Source organism: Micromonospora sp. CA-240977, from assembly GCF_050942285.1.
In the GTDB taxonomy this organism is placed as follows: Bacteria; Actinomycetota; Actinomycetes; order Mycobacteriales; family Micromonosporaceae; genus Micromonospora.
This window is the reverse complement of sequence record NZ_CP192055.1, coordinates 958,460-974,413: the sequence shown is the minus strand read 5'-3', so window position 1 is coordinate 974,413 and position 15,954 is coordinate 958,460. Positions and strand designations below refer to the sequence as shown.

The window sequence follows — 15,954 nt, the reverse complement described above, 5'->3', positions numbered from 1 at the left end:
CATCGTTATATTCCCCTGGTGACTACCGAGACCGGGACCAACATCCACAGCACCGCGGGCAAGCTGGCGGACCTGGAGCGCCGGGTCGACGAGGCGGTGCACGCCGGGTCGGCCCGCGCGGTCGAGAAGCAGCACGCGCGCGGCAAGAAGACCGCCCGCGAGCGGATCGCGATGCTGCTCGACGAGGGCTCCTTCGTCGAACTCGACGAGCTGGCCCGGCACCGGTCCACGGCCTTCGGGCTGGAGCGCAACCGCCCGTACGGCGACGGTGTGGTCACCGGCTACGGCACTGTCGACGGCCGGCAGGTGTGCGTGTTCGCGCAGGACTTCACTGTCTTCGGTGGTTCGCTCGGCGAGGTCTTCGGCGAGAAGATCGTCAAGGTGATGGACCTGGCCATGAAGATCGGTTGCCCGGTGGTCGGCATCAACGACTCCGGCGGCGCCCGCATCCAGGAGGGTGTGGTCTCGCTCGGCCTGTACGGCGAGATCTTCTTCCGTAACGTGCGGGCCTCCGGCGTCATCCCGCAGATCTCCCTGGTGGTGGGGCCCTGCGCGGGCGGCGCGGTCTACTCCCCGGCGGTCACCGACTTCACAGTGATGGTCGACCAGACGTCGCACATGTTCATCACCGGCCCGGACGTGATCAAGACGGTGACCGGCGAGGACGTCGGCATGGAGGAGCTGGGCGGGGCCCGCACGCACAACACGCGCAGCGGCAACGCGCACTACCTCGCCACCGACGAGGACGACGCTGTCGACTACGTCAAGGCGCTGCTGTCGTACCTGCCGTCGAACAACCTCGACGAGCCGGTGGTCTTCGACGCGCCGGCCGACCTGGCGATCAGCGACGAGGACCGGGAGCTGGACACGCTCATCCCGGACTCGGCCAACCAGCCGTACGACATCCACACGGTCATCGAGCACGTCCTCGACGACGGGGAGTTCCTGGAGGTCCAGCCGCTCTACGCGCAGAACATCGTGGTCGGCTACGGCCGGGTGGAGGGCCGCCCGGTGGGCGTCGTCGCCAACCAGCCGATGCACTTCGCCGGCACCCTGGACATCGCCGCCTCGGAGAAGGCCGCACGGTTCGTGCGCACCTGCGACGCGTTCAACATCCCGGTGCTGACCTTCGTGGACGTGCCCGGTTTCCTGCCCGGCACCGGCCAGGAGTGGGACGGCATCATCCGCCGGGGCGCCAAGCTCATCTACGCGTACGCCGAGGCCACCGTCCCCAAGGTCACCGTGATCACCCGCAAGGCGTACGGCGGGGCGTACGACGTGATGGGTTCCAAGCACCTCGGCGCGGACCTGAACTTCGCGTGGCCGACCGCCCAGATCGCGGTGATGGGCGCACAGGGCGCGGTGAACATCCTCTACCGCTCCGAGCTGGCCGGCGCGGAGGACCCGGCGGCGGTTCGCGCCGAGAAGGTCGCCGAGTACGAGGACACCCTGGCCAACCCGTACGTTGCGGCCGAGCGCGGCTACGTCGACTCGGTGATCGCGCCGCACGAGACGCGTACCCAGATCGTCCGGGCGCTGCGCGTGCTGCGCACCAAGCGGGAGACGTTGCCGCCCAAGAAGCACGGCAACATCCCGCTCTGACCGGCGCCGCGGCCGGGGTCAGCAGGCCGGGTTGGCGGCGACGCACATCCGGCGGGCGGCGACCTCCGCCAGTTGGCGCAGTTCCAGCTCGGTGCCGGCCTGCCCCAGACTGAGCACGGTGATCAGGTCGCCCACCCGGACCACAGCCGTGGTGGTCGGCGGGGGGGCCGCGCCGATGGGCTCGCCCGTCCTCTGATCGACGGGCGGCGACCCGGTGTGCCGCAGCAGCGCAGCCCCGTCGCCGGCGAAACCCCGCTGGACCACCGTCCAGCGGTGCGTCGCCGCTCCGGTGCCCGTCGCGCCCCCCACCTTGTACCCTCCAACGCTCGTCCACTCGGCGCACGGGGCGACCACGTCGTCCAGGGTGGCGAGAAGCTGAACTGCCGCGTCGGGGGTCAGCCGGAAGAGATCCTGCGTGACCAGACCGTCCGCCTCGGTGAGGATCGCCGAAGCTCGCTTCGGCACCAGGGTCTGCGAACGGGACAGGATTGACACCTGCCAGCCATCCGAGTGCCCCTGACTCGCCCGGCAGGCGGCGAGCAGGTGATCCAGCAGGACCGGCTCACCCAGCCCCGATTGGCTGAGCCGCACATCGACCTGCTGTGGCAGGTCGGCCGGCTGGAGCAGGGCGTCGGTGGTGATCTCGTGCCGGGTCGGCGCGGCGGAGGCGACCGGCTGAACCGGTGGCGGGGACTGCCGCGGGTTGGCGACCGCCACTGCGGAAACCCCGGCGAGGGCCAGCACCACTGTGGTCACGACGATCCTGCGCTGGCTGCGGCGGCGGGCCCGGGAGCGAATCTCCTCCGGGTCGAGCCAGCGCACGTCCCTGAGGTCCCGCTGGAGCCGTTCGACGAACGTCGGGTCGTCACGCATCGGTGGCCTCCTCCAGGTCAGAGACGGCGAGCAGGCCGGCGAGCGCGGCGCGCCCCCGGGAGAGACGGGCCTTGACGGTGCCCACCGGGGCCGCGGTCTCCCGCGCCACGTCGGCTACCGGCATGCCGACCAGGTAGTAGAGGGCGAGGGCGACGCGCTGCTCCTCGGGCAGCCGGCGCAGGGCGGCGACCACCTCGACGGTGTCCGTGCCGGGTCCGGGAACGGTTTCGGTGGCCCCGTGCCGCAGGTACGCGCGGGCACGGCTGCGCAGGCTGCGCCACCGGCTGACCGCGACCCGGCTGGCCACCACCCGCACCCACGCCTCCGGGTCGTCGTACCCACGGACCGTCGACCAGCGCTGCCACGCCCGGATGTACGCCTCCTGCACGGCGTCCTGAGCCTCGACCCGGTCACCGGTCAGGGCGTAGACGAACCCGAGCAGCCGTTGCCGGCTCCCCCGGTAGAACTCGTCGAACTCGTCGACGTCTGGCACCCGCTGCCTCCCCGTGTCGGTCGCAGGGAACACGCGCCGGGCCGGGCCGTCGGTTGCCCCGATCAGGAGATCATCTTGTCCAGTTCGGCGAGCGGGAACGCCCCGGCCGCGATCCGCTCCCGGACCGCCCGGCGGACGGCCCGCTGGACGGCGACGTTCGCCGGCGTCGGTACGCCGTGCAGCCGGCCGAGCAGCGCGATCTCACCGTTGAGGTGGTCGACCTCGGTCGAGCCGGTGCCCCGGGCCAGACTCTGCCAGGTGGAGCCGCCCGAGCGGGCCGCACCGTCGACCGGGCGCTGCTGCACCAGGTCACCGCGTTCGGCCTTCTCCTCCGCCGGCGAGGTGTGCGCGATCCCGGCGGCGGCGAGCACGGCGACTCCTTCGGCGCGTACCCGCTCGGCCAACACGTCCGGGATGTCCCGCCCGAGCAGCGCCTGGAGGCCGTTGCCGAGGTTGCTGAGCAGCTTGCCGTACTTCCAGCGCAGCACGTCCTCGCGGACCGGCGCGACGAACCCGGCGGCGCTCAGGTCGGCGGCGATCGCCCGGTCGGTGTCGTCGGCGCCCTCGGGGTAACGCCCGATGTGGAGCATCCCCGGGTGCGGGTGGCCGTTGGCCACCACCACGCCCGGATCAAGGTGGGTGGCCGGGAGCCAGACGCAGACCGGGTGCACGTCGGCGAAGAGCCGCAGCGCGGCCCGCTCGTTCGCCACCCCGTTCTGGGCGGTCACCAGGGGCAGCCGCTCACCCGCGGTGCCACCACCGACCACCGGCGCGTCCACCCAGGCGGCCAGCGCGCCGGCGGTGTCCTGCGACTTGACGGTGAGGATCAACACCGTGTCCGCCGGCAGCGGCTGGTCGCCGGGCCCGTCCAGGGCGGCGAGCCGGGCGGTGACCTCGCCGTCGGGCTGCCGCAGGGTCAACCCGCGCGCCCGGATCGCGTCCAGGTGGGCGCCACGGGCCACCACTGTCACGTCCCGGTCGGCCTGGGCCAGCCGTACGCCGATGGTCCCGCCGACCGCACCCGCCCCGATGATCACGTATCGCATTGCCTCATTCTGCCCGTCGGGTCAGACCGTCAGGCCGGCGCTGGTGAGGATGGGGCCGGCCAGCAGGAGCGCGCCGGCGACCAGGGCGAACAGGTTGACCAGGGCGAAGACGGACACCCAGAAGAGCGGCGGGAACGGGGTGAGGCCGGCGAGCTGGTCGGCGTCGGAGGCGGGCATCCGGCCGCGCGACCGTAGCCGTTGCAGCTCCACCACCGGTCGCAGCCCGCCGAGCAGCAGGAACCACACCCCGGTGTACGCGAACGCGGCCTGGACCTGCGGTGTGGCGTACCACGAGACGGCGAACACCAGCGCGCCGGTGACCAGCAGCGACACCACCCCGAAGACGTTGCGGATCATGACGAGCATGGCCAGCAGCAGCGCCACCGCCACCCAGAGCAGCAGGGTGATCCGGTTGCCGCCGAGTAGCCAGGCGCCGGCCAGCCCGACGAGCGGCGGGGCGACGTATCCGGCGAGCAGGGTGAGGATCATGCCCGGCCCGGTGGGGCGGCCGGCGGAGAGCGTCAGCCCCGACGTGTCCGAGTGCAGCCGGATGCCGCGCAGCTTGCGGCCGGTGAGCAGGGCGACGAGCGCGTGGCCGCCCTCGTGCGCGATGGTGATGGCGTTGCGGGCGATCCGCCACGGCAGCCGGGTCGACACCACCACCAGCGCGACGGCAGCGGTGATCAGCACCAGCAGCGGGGGCGGGTCCGGCTGAGCGCCGAACAGCAGGTCCCACTTCTCGCCCAGCCCGTCGATCGACATCATGGGGCGCGAGCCTACCGGCGGCGTTCCGGGTCGCTTCCGGAGCACCGGCTCGTCTTCTGGGAGACTGATCGGGTGGCGAGTGAGGCGGGAGGTGAGCGCCGGTGAGTGCGGAACCCCTGGAACATCACGTCGGGCTCTGGACCGAGGCCGACTATTTCGCCCTGGGCGAGACGCCGGACCGCAGGACGGCGACGGCCATTCGTTGCGGCTGTTCCGGCTGGACGGTGAGCACTACGTCGAGGACCAGGTGGCCAAGGCGGGCGAGACGTTGACGGTGGTCGAGCCGTTCCGTTGGCAGCTCGACCCGGCCGCCCTGCGCTGATTCGTTCCGCTCCGGTCACCGGGGCGACCGACGCCCGTCGATGAAGCTTTTTTCAGCCACCCTTGTGATCTAGGGCACTTACCTCCAAAGATGGTTGTCGATAGAGCGTCGTCCTTGGAGGCATTCATGGCCCGTACCTCGTCATCGCTGCGCCGCGCACTCGCGGCCGGCCTCACCGTCCTCGCCACCGCGGCGGCGGCTTTGGTCGCGACCGCCGGACCGGCGGCCGCCGCCACCACAGCCGGCGTCGACGTGTCCCGCTATCAGGGCACCATCAACTGGACAAGCGTCCGCAACGCGGGCATCGAGTTCGCCTTCATCAAGGCAACCGAGGGCACCACCTACAAGGACCCGAACTTCAACGCCAACTACGTCAACGCGTACAACGCCGGGGTGATCCGCGGGGCGTACCACTTCGCCCGGCCCAACATCTCCGCCGGCTCCACCCAGGCCAACTACCTGGCCTCCAACGGCGGCGCCTGGTCGGCGGACAGCCGCACCCTGCCGGCGGCGCTGGACATCGAGGCCAACCCGTACAGCGGCGGCTACTGCTACGGGCTCAGCACGACCGGAATGCGCAACTGGGTGCAGGACTTCCTGAACACCTACCGCTCCCGCACCGGCCGGTACGCCGTCATCTACACCACCACGAGCTGGTGGAACCAGTGCACCGGCAGCTGGACCGGCCCGTGGGCGAACCACCCGCTCTGGCTGGCCCGCTGGTCGAGCACGCCCGGCGCCCTGCCGGCCGGAGCGCCGGTGTGGAGCTTCTGGCAGTACACGAGCAGCGGCGTCGTCTCGGGAATCAGCGGCAACGTGGACCGCAACTACTGGAACGGTGACCGCAGCCGACTTATCGCGTTGGCCAACAACACCTGATCGGACCGTTGGCGGCAGCGGGATCGACGGTCACCACACGGTTGACAATCGGTCCGGCTGCCGCCACACCATTCGAGTACGGGTCAGGCCCGCCGTCGGCTCAACGCCGGCACCACGGCTTCCTCGCGGGCCAGCTCGCCCCGGCGGGTCAGCCGCCAGGCAGCCACCCCGGAACCAACAACCAGCACCACACTGAACAGTGCGATGAGCGCCGGAATCCCCATCGTGACAAGCAGCAGGATCGCGTCGCCGAGCGCCACGAGCATCCACAGCGCCAGCCGAGGCCGGGTGTCCCTCCGTCGGTAACCCATGTCGTGCCTCCTTCCGTCGTCGAAGGTCAATTACCCAGGACGACGGAGGGTCATGCGAATGAGTTTCAGTCCTGACGGTCGGGCACGAAACCCTTGGCGATCCGGTCGAAGTCCGGCAGCTTGGCCTGCCAGTCCCTCTCCGCGATCTCCCACCGCATGGCGTAGCCCCGGTTACTTGCCGTCACGAACCCGCGGTTACGGACGTGGATGCGCGTCCCGTCCCGGGTCTCCAGCCACTCCCAGTCGGCGCAGGTCTTCCAGAAGTTGCAGCGCTCGATGCCGAGCTTCTGGTAGTTCTTGACGATATCCTTGCGGTCCGGCTCGATGCTCAGCCAGTCCTTGTAGGCGTCTTCCTTCGGCGTTGGTGTCCACTGCACGAGCAGCTCACCCGGCCCGTTGGACTCGTCGAAGACGACAGTGTCGCTGCTTACCTGCCGGCGCACCCAACCGTCGGGGATCGGCAGGGCGAAGCCGGCCGGGTCCTTGTGCAGCTTCCAACCCGCCGGCAACGCGTTCGGGTCGACCGAGGGCGAGGCCGAAGGTGTCGGACTCGGTGCGCCACTTGTGGGTGGGGGCACCGCCGCGGCGGAGGTCGGCGCCGCTGCCGACGTCGCGCCAGCCCCGGTCGGGTCGGCCTGCGGGGTCTCGTCGTCGCCCCTGGTGAGCAGCGGCACGACCACCACGAGGCCGATCAACAGCAGCGCGACAACGGCCCCGATCAGCAGGTTGCGTCGGGTGTTGCTCGGCTTCGTACCGCCAAACGCCGGCACCGCCGCGCGCCCGGCCGGACTCACCGGCGGCATGAGGGACGTGGGCGTCGTCGGCTTGCGCTGCTCCGGAGCCACCGGCGGGCCGTCGACGACCGTCGGCTCGTCGTCGTCGTTCGTCGTGCCGTCGCCGGTGTGCGTCGTACCGTCGTCGCTCGTGTCGCCCGGGGCCGGCACCATCGCGGTCGGGTCGGCGTCGGACGGACTGTCGATCGTCGCGGTCGGCTCGGCCGGCACCGCAGCGGTCGGGTCGGCTGGTACCGGTGCGGTCGGGTCGCCGTGCGCGCCGGAGGGCACGACTGTCGTCGGCGTGGCATCGGTGGCCGAGGTCGTGGCGGCAGCAGCAGCCGCCGGCGGTGCTGGCGGGGACACCGGCCGTTCGACACTCTCGGCCGGTCGCGGTGCGGGGACCAGCGGCGGGCGCGGCTCGCGCGGGCCGTTCGGCCCCGGCCGGCGTACGCCATCCAGCAGTGAGATCCCACGCGCACGCTTGCCACCGGCGCGGCGCAGCAGGCGCTCCGCCACCTCGGCGGTGATCCGCTCGTTCGGATCCTTACGCAGCAGCCCGTTGAGCACGGCCTTCAGCGGACCGGCGTTCTTCGGCGGCGGAATCGGCTCGGTCGCCAGCGCCGCGAGCGTGCCGATCGCCGACGGCCGGGCGTAGGGCGACTTGCCCTCGACCGCCGCGTAGAGCGTCGCGCCCAACGACCACAGGTCGGCCTCCGGGCCGGCGGTGCCGTCGCGGGCCCGCTCCGGCGAGATGTACGCGGGTGAGCCGAGCACCATCCCGGTACGGGTCACGTTCGGGTCGCCCGGAATCGTGGCGAGACCGAAATCGGTGAGCACCACCCGGCCATCCTCGCCCAGCAGCACGTTGCCGGGCTTGACGTCCCGGTGCATGACGCCCGCTTTGTGCGCGGCACTGAGCGCACCCAGCACGCCGAGGCCGATCTCCACAGTGCGGGCCACCGACACGGGGCCATCTTCGGCGAGAGTGTCCTGCAACGACCTCGACGCCACGTACTCCATGACGATCCACGGATCACCATCGGTGCGCAGCACGTCAAAGATGCGGACGACGTTCGCGTGGTTGAGGCGGGCGATGGCCCGCGCCTCCCGCAACGAGCGCTCGCGCATCTCGCGGCGCTCCTCGTCGGTGAGACCCGGCGGCGGCACCAACTCCTTGATGGCGACGTCCCGGTGCAGCACCTCGTCGCGCGCCTTCCACACCCGGCCCATGCCGCCCTGGCCGAGCGGCGACAAGAGCCGGTATCGGTCAGCGACAAGTTGGGGAAGCGCGTTCGACATCGCTGAGACGGTACCCGGACCCGCCGACGCTCACACCGCCGGCACGCCACTGTCTGCTTCCCGTAACTTCGCGCCGCGTACCCTGGCGTCATGTCTGCCGAAGAGCCCCTGTTCCGGGTCGTTCGGGGCGTGCCCACCGCGGAGGAGTTGGCCGCCCTGGTGGGGGCGATCATCGTGCGATCCCGCCCAGTCGCCACGGCCACGCCGACGACCGCGTCCGCCTGGGCGCGCAGCGGTCGGCCGGCCAGCTCCGGCGGGTGGCGCAGCGCCGGCCAGCCTCGCTGACCCGACCGCCGGGCGGGGGCTGCCAGGGGTGCGCGCAGCCGTTACCCTCACTCAGGGAGACGGTGTCGTGACAGCTAGGGAGGGCCCGTGATCCCTGAAGAGGACCGGCCAGCGCCCTGGCTGCGCGGTTACGGCGGCATCGAAGCCGACATCAGCCAGCTCCGAGAGTTCGCCGACCGGCTCGCCGCCGAGGTCGAGAGCAACTACGCGCCGCACCTTCCGTACATCGCCGAAGACATGTCCGCGCGACTGCCCAACCCGTGCGACGCCTTCATCGAGTTGGTCACGTTCCTGCACGCGCACCACGAGACGCAACAGGCCACCGCCGACATGGTCTACGCCGTCCGCGGCGCCACCGGCCACCTGGCCGCCGCCGCCGACCAGGTCGCCACCCGGTACGCCGACAGCGACGCCTTCACCGCCGCGCGAGTGGTGGACGTGCGACAGGCCCTCGCCGACCCGACCAGCATGCTGCCCGGCGGCCCGACACCCATGCTGACCGACCCGACCGGCGCCGGCGCCGACACCGAAGGACCGGTGGTGCTGCCATGATCGAACGGGGCACCGGCCGCACCTCCGGCCTGACCGACTGGCACCTGATGGACGTCAACAGCATGTGGGCCTGCCTACAGGACCACGAGACCGACAACCACTGGAAGCAGGTCGCCGGCTGGCGCAAGGTCTGCGACCTGGCGCAAATCCACCTCAGCCGCCTCCAGGAATACCGGCGCGGGCTCGCCGAGGCGTGGCCACCCGAAACCAGCGCCGCCTCCCGCACCTACCTGGCCGAACTCGACGAGCTGATCGACAAGGTGCAGCGCACCCACAACGCCGCCGCCGCCAACTACACCGCGCTCTCCGCGGCCACCCAGGCCATCGGCACCACCCGGGCCGCGCTCCGCAAAATCCACGAGGAGTACGCGACCAAGTCCCAACAGAAGCAGGCGTTCGAGTCGATGGCCGCCGACCCGAAGGCGGTGATGGGCAACCGGGTCACCGAAGCGCCGGTCACCGATGCGGACCTGGAACGGCTCAACGTTCAGGCACGAGCGGCGATGTTCAACCTCAGCGGCGAACTCCAACAGGCCCAAGCAACCCTGCAAAAACCACCACCACCACCGCGCCGACCCGGCCATCAACCAAATGATCCCGACGTATATGGAACCGGCACCCAGAGCCCGATCATTCCTCCGGTTGTCGCTGTACCGATGGCACCCGCAGCACGGTTGCAAACCTCCAAACCAGCTTCCGTGGGCCCAACCCCTCTCCAGACCACTTCGGGCGTCGGGCCAATCCTGGGTGGAATAGGTTCAGGATCAACCCCGACCACGGCTAACCTAAACCTGCCTGGGTTTACTAATCCCTCCCCAGCACCCCCCGGCGCTCCGGCGGGCCTGCCGTCCAACATCCCAATTCGGCCCGTTGGTGGAATTTCACCACACCCTCAGGCAGGGTCAGTCGGCACTCCACTTGGCGGGAATGAGAAACCTCCCCAGCGACCGAGGCCACCGACTACACCTCACCCCATGCCGCCCGGAGGCCTGATTGGAGGCTCACCAGGAATTGGCCTAAATCAGCCGGGAGCAGGATCGGGCTCACCCCGCCGCGTCAATCCGATCGGTGGCGTTATTGGAGGCGGCGGAGCCGGTACTGCACCTAGCGGCGGAGCAGGTTCTCGACCTGGCGTGGGCCGCGGCTTCTCAGCAGCCCAAAGTTTCCCACCATTGGGCGGTGCTCCCGGACTGGCAGGTCCCGCTGGTGCACAGCCAAATCCTGTTCGGCCAAGCGGACGGAAGCAGCCCGAGAACAGCTCACCGTATTGGGACCCCGATAATCCATGGGAGACTGATGAGGGGGTCGCGCCAGTCGTGCGGCCGGCCGACGATGAGGGAAACATTGATCCTGGTCCGGCTATCGGCTTCACGCGGTAATGACATTTAGAGCCAAATTCGCACTAATCGCGTTGACCTTACCCGTGGCGGCCATAAGCCTGCCAGCAACCGCCGGCCCTCATACCATATACCGCACCCCACAATCCAACGAGGCCGAGCGCATTCGGGACGACCAGTGGCACCTTCGTTACCTGAATGTCGGAAGAGCGCACGCCATCAGCCAAGGCGACGGGGTCATCGTTGCGGTGCCCGATACCGGTGTAGATCCACACCCTGACCTTAGCAACAACCTACTTCAGGGAATCGACACTGTCTCGGGAGAATCGGGGAATGGCCAGACCGACCCGAACAGCCATGGCACAAGCATGGCAGGGCTTATCGCGGCGCACGGCAGAGGCGGAAATAATGGCGCGCTCGGCATTGCACCGAGAGCCAAGATCCTTCCAATAAAGGCGGCTGCGGCAGACAATCTCGGTGAAGCTGACGAACTCGCTGCTGCCGTGGAGTACGCCACGGCTAAAAGGGTTCAAGTAATCAGCATTTCAAGCGGTGGCGCATCGACTGATCGACTCATTCGAGCAGTCCAAGCTGCGCTCGCAGCGGACATTATCGTCGTGGCAGCGGTAGGTAATTTGCCCTACGGGTCGTTTGGATATCCGGCAAGCGAAGAAGGCGTAATTGCCGTTGGCGGCGTCGGTCGTGATGGACTGCACGCCGCCGTCTCCGTGACCGGCCCGAAGATCGACGTGGTCGCTCCCGCTGTCGACATTTACAGCACCAGCTACGGCGGAAAGTACTCGAAGGGCACTGGCACATCGAGTGCCACGGCGATTGTGGCGGGGGCGGCGGCGTTGATTCGGTCCAAGTACCCGTACCTGCCGGCGCGGGAGGTGGCGCATCGGCTCACGGCGACGGCGATCGACAAGGGTGCGCCTGGGCGTGACGACGAGTACGGCTATGGCGTGATCGATCTGGTGGCGGCGCTGACGGCGGACGTACCGCCGCTGGGGTTTGAATCTGTGAGCGCGTCGGCTGGTGCTGGCTCGACCACGGCGGCTGGTGCTCAGCCGGGTGACGACGAGGGTGGCGCGACGGTGCGTGGCCTGGCCACGCTTGGGGTGATCTTGGCTGCGGGGGTCGGCTGGGCGGTGGTGGCGCGGCGGCGGCGGCGCGGTGATGATCCGCCGCCCAGGATTAGTCGCTGATTTGGTCGGCGGCGTGGCGATCGACTCGGGTTCCTTGATTCTGCGGCGTCCGGGCGGTGGGATGCCGCGATATCAGCAAAGGCGAGTTGATCACGGCCTCAAGCCGGCGGCGGGTGGCTGCGTGGCGGGAGGGCGTTGTGGGGGTGGTTAGCCGGTAACGTCGGGTGGGTGTCTGAAACTCTGCCGCTCCGCCTCGTGCTCGCCTCGGCGAGCCCTGCTCGTCGCAAGCTTCTCCAGGCTGCCGGGATTGAGCCAGACGTGCTGGTCAGCGGGGTGGACGAGTCGTTGGTGGTGACCGATCGGGCTGAGGAGTTGTGCCTGGAGTTGGCTCGACTCAAGGCTCAGGCGGTGTTGACGCGGCTCAGCCCCGGTGCCGGCCAGCGGACTCTGGTGATCGGCTGCGACTCCGTGCTGGCGTTCGACGGGGAGATCCTCGGCAAGCCGGCGGACCCGGCGGACGCCACCGAGCGGTGGCTGCGGATGCGGGGGCGCAGCGGCGTTCTGCACAGCGGGCACTGCCTCATCGACGTTTCCGCCGGGCGGCGCGCGGAGGCGGTCGGCTCCACCATTGTCCACTTCGCGGATATCAGCGACGACGAGATCGCCGCGTACGTGGCCAGTGGTGAGCCGCTGGCGGTGGCCGGCGCGTTCACCATCGACGGGTTGGGCGGGCCGTTCGTGGAGCGGATCGAGGGTGACCCGGGGACCGTGGTCGGGCTGTCGATGCCGCTGCTGCGTCGACTCCTCGCGGAACTCGACCTACGGATCACGGACCTGTGGACAAAGGTCGCGCCCGGAGGCCAGTCGGTCGAGCCGCTCGGTAACGTCCGGTCATGACCACCAAGTCGATTCCGCTGACCGACGAGCTGCACTCCTACCTGGTCGCCCACGGCTCCCCGCCCGACGAGATCATTCGGGACCTGGCCGCGGAGACCCGGTCGGTGCTGCCGGAACACGCCACCATGCAGGTGGCACCGGAGCAGGCCGCCTTCCTGACGTTCCTCACCCGGCTGCTCGACGTACGGCAGGCCGTCGAGGTTGGCACGTTCACCGGGCTCTCGTCGCTGGCGATCGCCCGCGGGTTGCCCGAGGGCGGGCGGCTGACCTGCTTCGACATCTCCGAGGAGTTCACCGGCATCGCCCGGCGCTACTGGGCTCGCGCCGGCGTGCAGGACCGGATCGAGCTGCGCATCGGCCCGGCCGGGGAGACGTTGCGGGAGTTGCCGCACGAGCGCTACCTGGACTTCGCGTTCATCGACGCCGACAAGACGGGCTACCCGGTCTACTGGGCGGAGTTGGTGCCCCGGATGCGGCCCGGTGGAGTGATCGCGGTCGACAACGTCCTGCGCGGCGGACGGATCGTCGCGCCGCAGAACGAGGGTGACCGGGCGATCGCCGCCTTCAACGACGAGGTGCTGGCCGACGTACGGGTGGACCCGGTGATGCTGCCGATCGCGGACGGCCTCACCCTCGCCCGGGTGCGCTGAGCGGCGACGCCCGGCCGCTTTGATCGCCTCGAGATCCTGGAAGTCGCGGCATCCCACCCGGTAGGACACCCCGACTTCCGGGAAACCGAGTCGATCAGAGCGGCCGGGCCGCCGAGGCCGATCACGCCGCGCGGCTGGTCGGGTCAGCGGACGCTGCGGGCGAACTGGCGGGCGGCCCAGTAGACGCCCAGCGCGGCGAGCACAGCGGTGATGCCGAGGCCCTGCCACACCTTGTCGCTGGCCAGGTCACCGGCGAAGAGCGCCCGGGTGCCGTCGACCGCCCAGGAGAACGGGTTCCAGTTGGCGATGCCCTGCAACCAGCCGGGGGCGAAGGTGAGCGGCAGCAGGATGCCGGACAGCAACAGCACCGGCTGCGCCACAGTGTTCATCAGGGGAGCCAGCGCGTCCTCGCTCTTGACCTTGAGGGCGACACCGTAGGAGACGGCCGAGGTCATGAGGGCGATCAGGGCGAGCATCAGGTACGCCAGCAGCAGGTCCCCGATGAACACCCGCAGGTCGAACAGGAGCGCCAGCAGGGTGATGATGACCGCCTGCACGATGAGCGACACGACGTCGCGCAGCGAGCGACCGAGCAGCAGGGCGAGCCGGCTGATCGGGGTGACCCGGGAGCGTTCGATGACGCCGGCGCGCAGCTCGGCGATCAGGCCGAAGCCCTGGAACAGCCCGCCGAAGATCGCCAGCAGCACCAGCAGGCCGGGTACGAAGATCTTGTAGGCGGCGGCCTGGGTGGGCGCGTTCAGTGCCGGCTTGAGCAGCGGGGCGAAGAGCAGCAGGTACATGACCGGCTGGAACACCCCGACGAAGACCCAGACCGGGTTGCGCAGCAGGAGTTGGGTCTGGCGCTGGAAGATCAGCCACGTGTCACGGGCGAATTTCATGAGTTGTCTCCGGTGGTCAGGACTCGCGCAGCGAGCGGCCGGTCTTGGTGAGGAAGACGTCGTCCAGGCTGGGTCGGTGCAGCTCGATCGAGCGCAGCTCCAGCCCGGCGTGGTCAAGCCGGCGCAGCACCTGCGGGATGGCGATCGCGCCCTCGTCGACGTAGAGGCGTAGGCCGCCCTCGTCGACGGTTTCCAGCTTGTTGACGTACGGCTCGCCGTCGAGGACCTCGGCGGCCTGCGGGGTGGCGGCCAGGTCGAGACCGACAAGCACCACGTCGCCGGAGATCTCGCGCTTGAGCTCGCCCGGCGTGCCCTCGGCCACGACCTCGCCGTTGTCCATGATCGCGATCCGGTCGCACAGGGCGTCGGCCTCGTCCAGGTAGTGCGTGGTGATGAAGACGGTCATCCCGTCGCCGCGTAGCCGCCGGATCTCGTCCCACATGTGCGCGCGACTCTGCGGGTCGAGGCCGGTGGTCGGCTCGTCCAGGAAGACGATCTTCGGCTCGTGGATGATGCCCAACGCGATCTCGACCCGCCGACGTTGACCGCCGGAGTAGGTCTTGCACTTGCGGTCCGCGTACTCGGTGAGCTGGAAGGCGTCCAGGGCGCGGGCGGCGCGCCGTTGGGCGTCGGCCTTGCCGATGCCATACATGCGGGCGTGCAGCACCAGCTCCTCGCGGGCGGTGGACTCGTCCCAGGTGCTGCCGCCCTGCGGGACATAGCCGATGCGGCGACGCACCTCGGCCGGGTCCTTGCGCAGGTCGGCGCCCGCGATGGTGGCGTCGCCACCGTCCGGCTCGATAAGCGTGGCGAGCATCCGCAGCGTGGTGGTCTTGCCGGCGCCGTTGGGGCCGAGGAAGCCGAAGATCTCGCCCTCGGCGACCTTGAGGTCGACGCCCCGCACGGCGTCCACCGTCTTCGTCTCTCGACCCGCGCGGGAGCGGAACGACTTCCGCAGCCCCCTGGTCTCGATCATTTCTGCTCCTGGTCGTTCGGGCCGGTAGGGCCGGGGCCGTCGGGTGGGACGGCGCCGGTGGGGCCGGCAGTCGAGTGGGACGACGCCGGACGGCGCACTCCCCCGCTGTGCCGTCAGCAGGCTAACGCGATATAGCTTTTCTAGTCAACGTTGATTATTCCGCGTTCGAAGCGGGCGGCAGTCCGCCCTCCCTCCAGGCCGACCAGCCCTCCGCGTGCTCCAGCTCAGCAGGTAGGTACGACACACCCGACTCGATCCGTTCCGCGATCTGCTCGCACCAGCTCAGTTCCGCCTCCGCCCGCGCCGACCAGAGCTCGAACATCCAACTGACGTGCACCGGCTTGGTGTTACGGATCCAGTCGGACTCCAACGAGGCCCGCATCGAGGCGACACTGGCGCGCAGCAGGTTGGCCCGGTTCCGCAGGGCCGCCGCCGCCTCGCTGCGCGGCAGCGCCGGCAGGAAGCCGAACGCGGCGGAGAACGGGTCCAGCGGCTCGGACAGGCCCCACCAGAAGCCGCGCAGCAGCGTCTGGAACTCGTCCTCCCCCACCGACGTCACCTCGTACGTCGTACGCGCCGGGCGGGCGCCGACCTGCTCGGTGGCGACGGCCCTGAGCAGCCCCTCCTCGGTGAGCTTGCGCAGGGCGTGGTAGATCGAGCCGGGCTGCACGTTCGCCCACTTGTCGGCACCCCAGCTCAGCAGCTCCCGGCGCACGTCGTAGCCGTGCACCGGCTGCATCCACCGCACCAGACCGAGGATCATCATTCGAGTCGAAGACACCCGATAAGCGTAATAGCCAAGTTTGACTAAGTGGCACGGGCGCAGTGCGGCATTCCACACTGA

General features: G+C 69.8%; 17 protein-coding genes. 8 read left to right on the top strand and 9 right to left on the bottom strand.

The window, feature by feature from the left end:
• Window positions 1-18: 18 nt before the first annotated feature.
• Window positions 19-1,602 carry an acyl-CoA carboxylase subunit beta gene (locus ACQPWW_RS04695; protein ID WP_433129471.1) on the top strand — a complete coding sequence of 528 codons (1,584 nt, stop codon included), beginning with the start codon at window positions 19-21 and terminating at the stop codon, window positions 1,600-1,602.
• Window positions 1,603-1,620: 18 nt separating this feature from the next.
• Here ACQPWW_RS04695 and ACQPWW_RS04690 read toward each other — a convergent pair whose 3' ends face one another.
• The 4 genes from ACQPWW_RS04690 to ACQPWW_RS04675 form a co-directional block, all read right to left on the bottom strand.
• Window positions 1,621-2,475 carry a hypothetical protein gene (locus tag ACQPWW_RS04690; protein WP_433129469.1) on the bottom strand — a complete coding sequence of 285 codons (855 nt, stop codon included), beginning with the start codon at window positions 2,473-2,475 and terminating at the stop codon, window positions 1,621-1,623.
• Window positions 2,468-2,968 (bottom strand): sigma factor-like helix-turn-helix DNA-binding protein, encoded by a 501-nt coding sequence (locus ACQPWW_RS04685; protein ID WP_433129467.1) that lies wholly within the window; start codon window positions 2,966-2,968, stop codon window positions 2,468-2,470. Before ACQPWW_RS04685 ends, ACQPWW_RS04690 begins: the two co-directional genes overlap by 8 nt.
• 62 nt (window positions 2,969-3,030) lie before the next feature.
• On the bottom strand, window positions 3,031-4,014 hold the full coding sequence (locus ACQPWW_RS04680; RefSeq protein WP_433129465.1) for a ketopantoate reductase family protein: 984 nt from the start codon (window positions 4,012-4,014) through the stop codon (window positions 3,031-3,033).
• 21 nt (window positions 4,015-4,035) lie between these two features.
• Window positions 4,036-4,779: a M50 family metallopeptidase gene (locus tag ACQPWW_RS04675; protein ID WP_433129463.1), complete on the bottom strand. Its 744-nt coding sequence runs from the start codon at window positions 4,777-4,779 to the stop codon at window positions 4,036-4,038.
• Window positions 4,780-5,227: 448 nt separating this feature from the next.
• Here ACQPWW_RS04675 and ACQPWW_RS04670 point away from each other — a divergent pair, with 448 nt between their 5' ends.
• The gene (locus ACQPWW_RS04670) at window positions 5,228-5,980 is read left to right on the top strand and encodes a GH25 family lysozyme (RefSeq protein ID WP_433129461.1); all 753 of its coding nucleotides are present in this window, start codon (window positions 5,228-5,230) and stop codon (window positions 5,978-5,980) included.
• A gap of 83 nt (window positions 5,981-6,063) precedes the next feature.
• Here ACQPWW_RS04670 and ACQPWW_RS04665 read toward each other — a convergent pair whose 3' ends face one another.
• Together ACQPWW_RS04665 and ACQPWW_RS04660 are read right to left on the bottom strand one after the other, a co-directional pair.
• The gene (locus tag ACQPWW_RS04665) at window positions 6,064-6,291 is read right to left on the bottom strand and encodes a hypothetical protein (protein WP_433129459.1); all 228 of its coding nucleotides are present in this window, start codon (window positions 6,289-6,291) and stop codon (window positions 6,064-6,066) included.
• A 65-nt stretch (window positions 6,292-6,356) separates the two neighbouring features.
• The gene (locus ACQPWW_RS04660; RefSeq protein ID WP_433129457.1) at window positions 6,357-8,366 is read right to left on the bottom strand and encodes a protein kinase domain-containing protein; all 2,010 of its coding nucleotides are present in this window, start codon (window positions 8,364-8,366) and stop codon (window positions 6,357-6,359) included.
• Window positions 8,367-8,456: 90 nt separating this feature from the next.
• Here ACQPWW_RS04660 and ACQPWW_RS04655 point away from each other — a divergent pair, with 90 nt between their 5' ends.
• The 6 genes from ACQPWW_RS04655 (at window position 8,457) to ACQPWW_RS04630 (ending at window position 13,235) form a co-directional block, all read left to right on the top strand.
• On the top strand, window positions 8,457-8,651 hold the full coding sequence (locus ACQPWW_RS04655) for an acyl-CoA carboxylase epsilon subunit (RefSeq protein WP_433129455.1): 195 nt from the start codon (window positions 8,457-8,459) through the stop codon (window positions 8,649-8,651).
• A gap of 87 nt (window positions 8,652-8,738) precedes the next feature.
• Entirely contained in the window at window positions 8,739-9,203 is a 465-nt protein-coding gene (locus tag ACQPWW_RS04650; protein WP_433129453.1) for a hypothetical protein, read from the top strand.
• The gene (locus tag ACQPWW_RS04645) at window positions 9,200-10,582 is read left to right on the top strand and encodes a hypothetical protein (protein ID WP_433129451.1); all 1,383 of its coding nucleotides are present in this window, start codon (window positions 9,200-9,202) and stop codon (window positions 10,580-10,582) included. Before ACQPWW_RS04650 ends, ACQPWW_RS04645 begins: the two co-directional genes overlap by 4 nt.
• Window positions 10,582-11,748, top strand: coding sequence for a S8 family serine peptidase (locus ACQPWW_RS04640; protein WP_433129449.1), 1,167 nt, complete (start codon window positions 10,582-10,584; stop codon window positions 11,746-11,748). The genes ACQPWW_RS04645 and ACQPWW_RS04640 overlap by 1 nt, the downstream gene beginning before the upstream one ends.
• Before the next feature lie 168 nt (window positions 11,749-11,916).
• Window positions 11,917-12,585, top strand: a complete 669-nt coding sequence (locus ACQPWW_RS04635; RefSeq protein ID WP_433129447.1) for a Maf family protein — start codon at window positions 11,917-11,919, stop codon at window positions 12,583-12,585.
• Window positions 12,582-13,235: an O-methyltransferase gene (locus ACQPWW_RS04630; protein WP_433129445.1), complete on the top strand. Its 654-nt coding sequence runs from the start codon at window positions 12,582-12,584 to the stop codon at window positions 13,233-13,235. Before ACQPWW_RS04635 ends, ACQPWW_RS04630 begins: the two co-directional genes overlap by 4 nt.
• Window positions 13,236-13,378: 143 nt before the next feature.
• Here ACQPWW_RS04630 and ACQPWW_RS04625 read toward each other — a convergent pair whose 3' ends face one another.
• The 3 genes from ACQPWW_RS04625 to ACQPWW_RS04615 form a co-directional block, all read right to left on the bottom strand.
• Entirely contained in the window at window positions 13,379-14,134 is a 756-nt protein-coding gene (locus ACQPWW_RS04625; RefSeq protein ID WP_355027760.1) for an ABC transporter permease, read from the bottom strand.
• Between the two features lie 16 nt (window positions 14,135-14,150).
• Window positions 14,151-15,110, bottom strand: coding sequence for an ATP-binding cassette domain-containing protein (locus ACQPWW_RS04620; protein ID WP_433129442.1), 960 nt, complete (start codon window positions 15,108-15,110; stop codon window positions 14,151-14,153).
• 154 nt (window positions 15,111-15,264) lie between these two features.
• A complete protein-coding gene (locus ACQPWW_RS04615; protein ID WP_433134144.1) occupies window positions 15,265-15,876 on the bottom strand; it encodes a PadR family transcriptional regulator in 612 nt (203 codons plus the stop codon).
• Window positions 15,877-15,954: the final 78 nt, after the last annotated feature.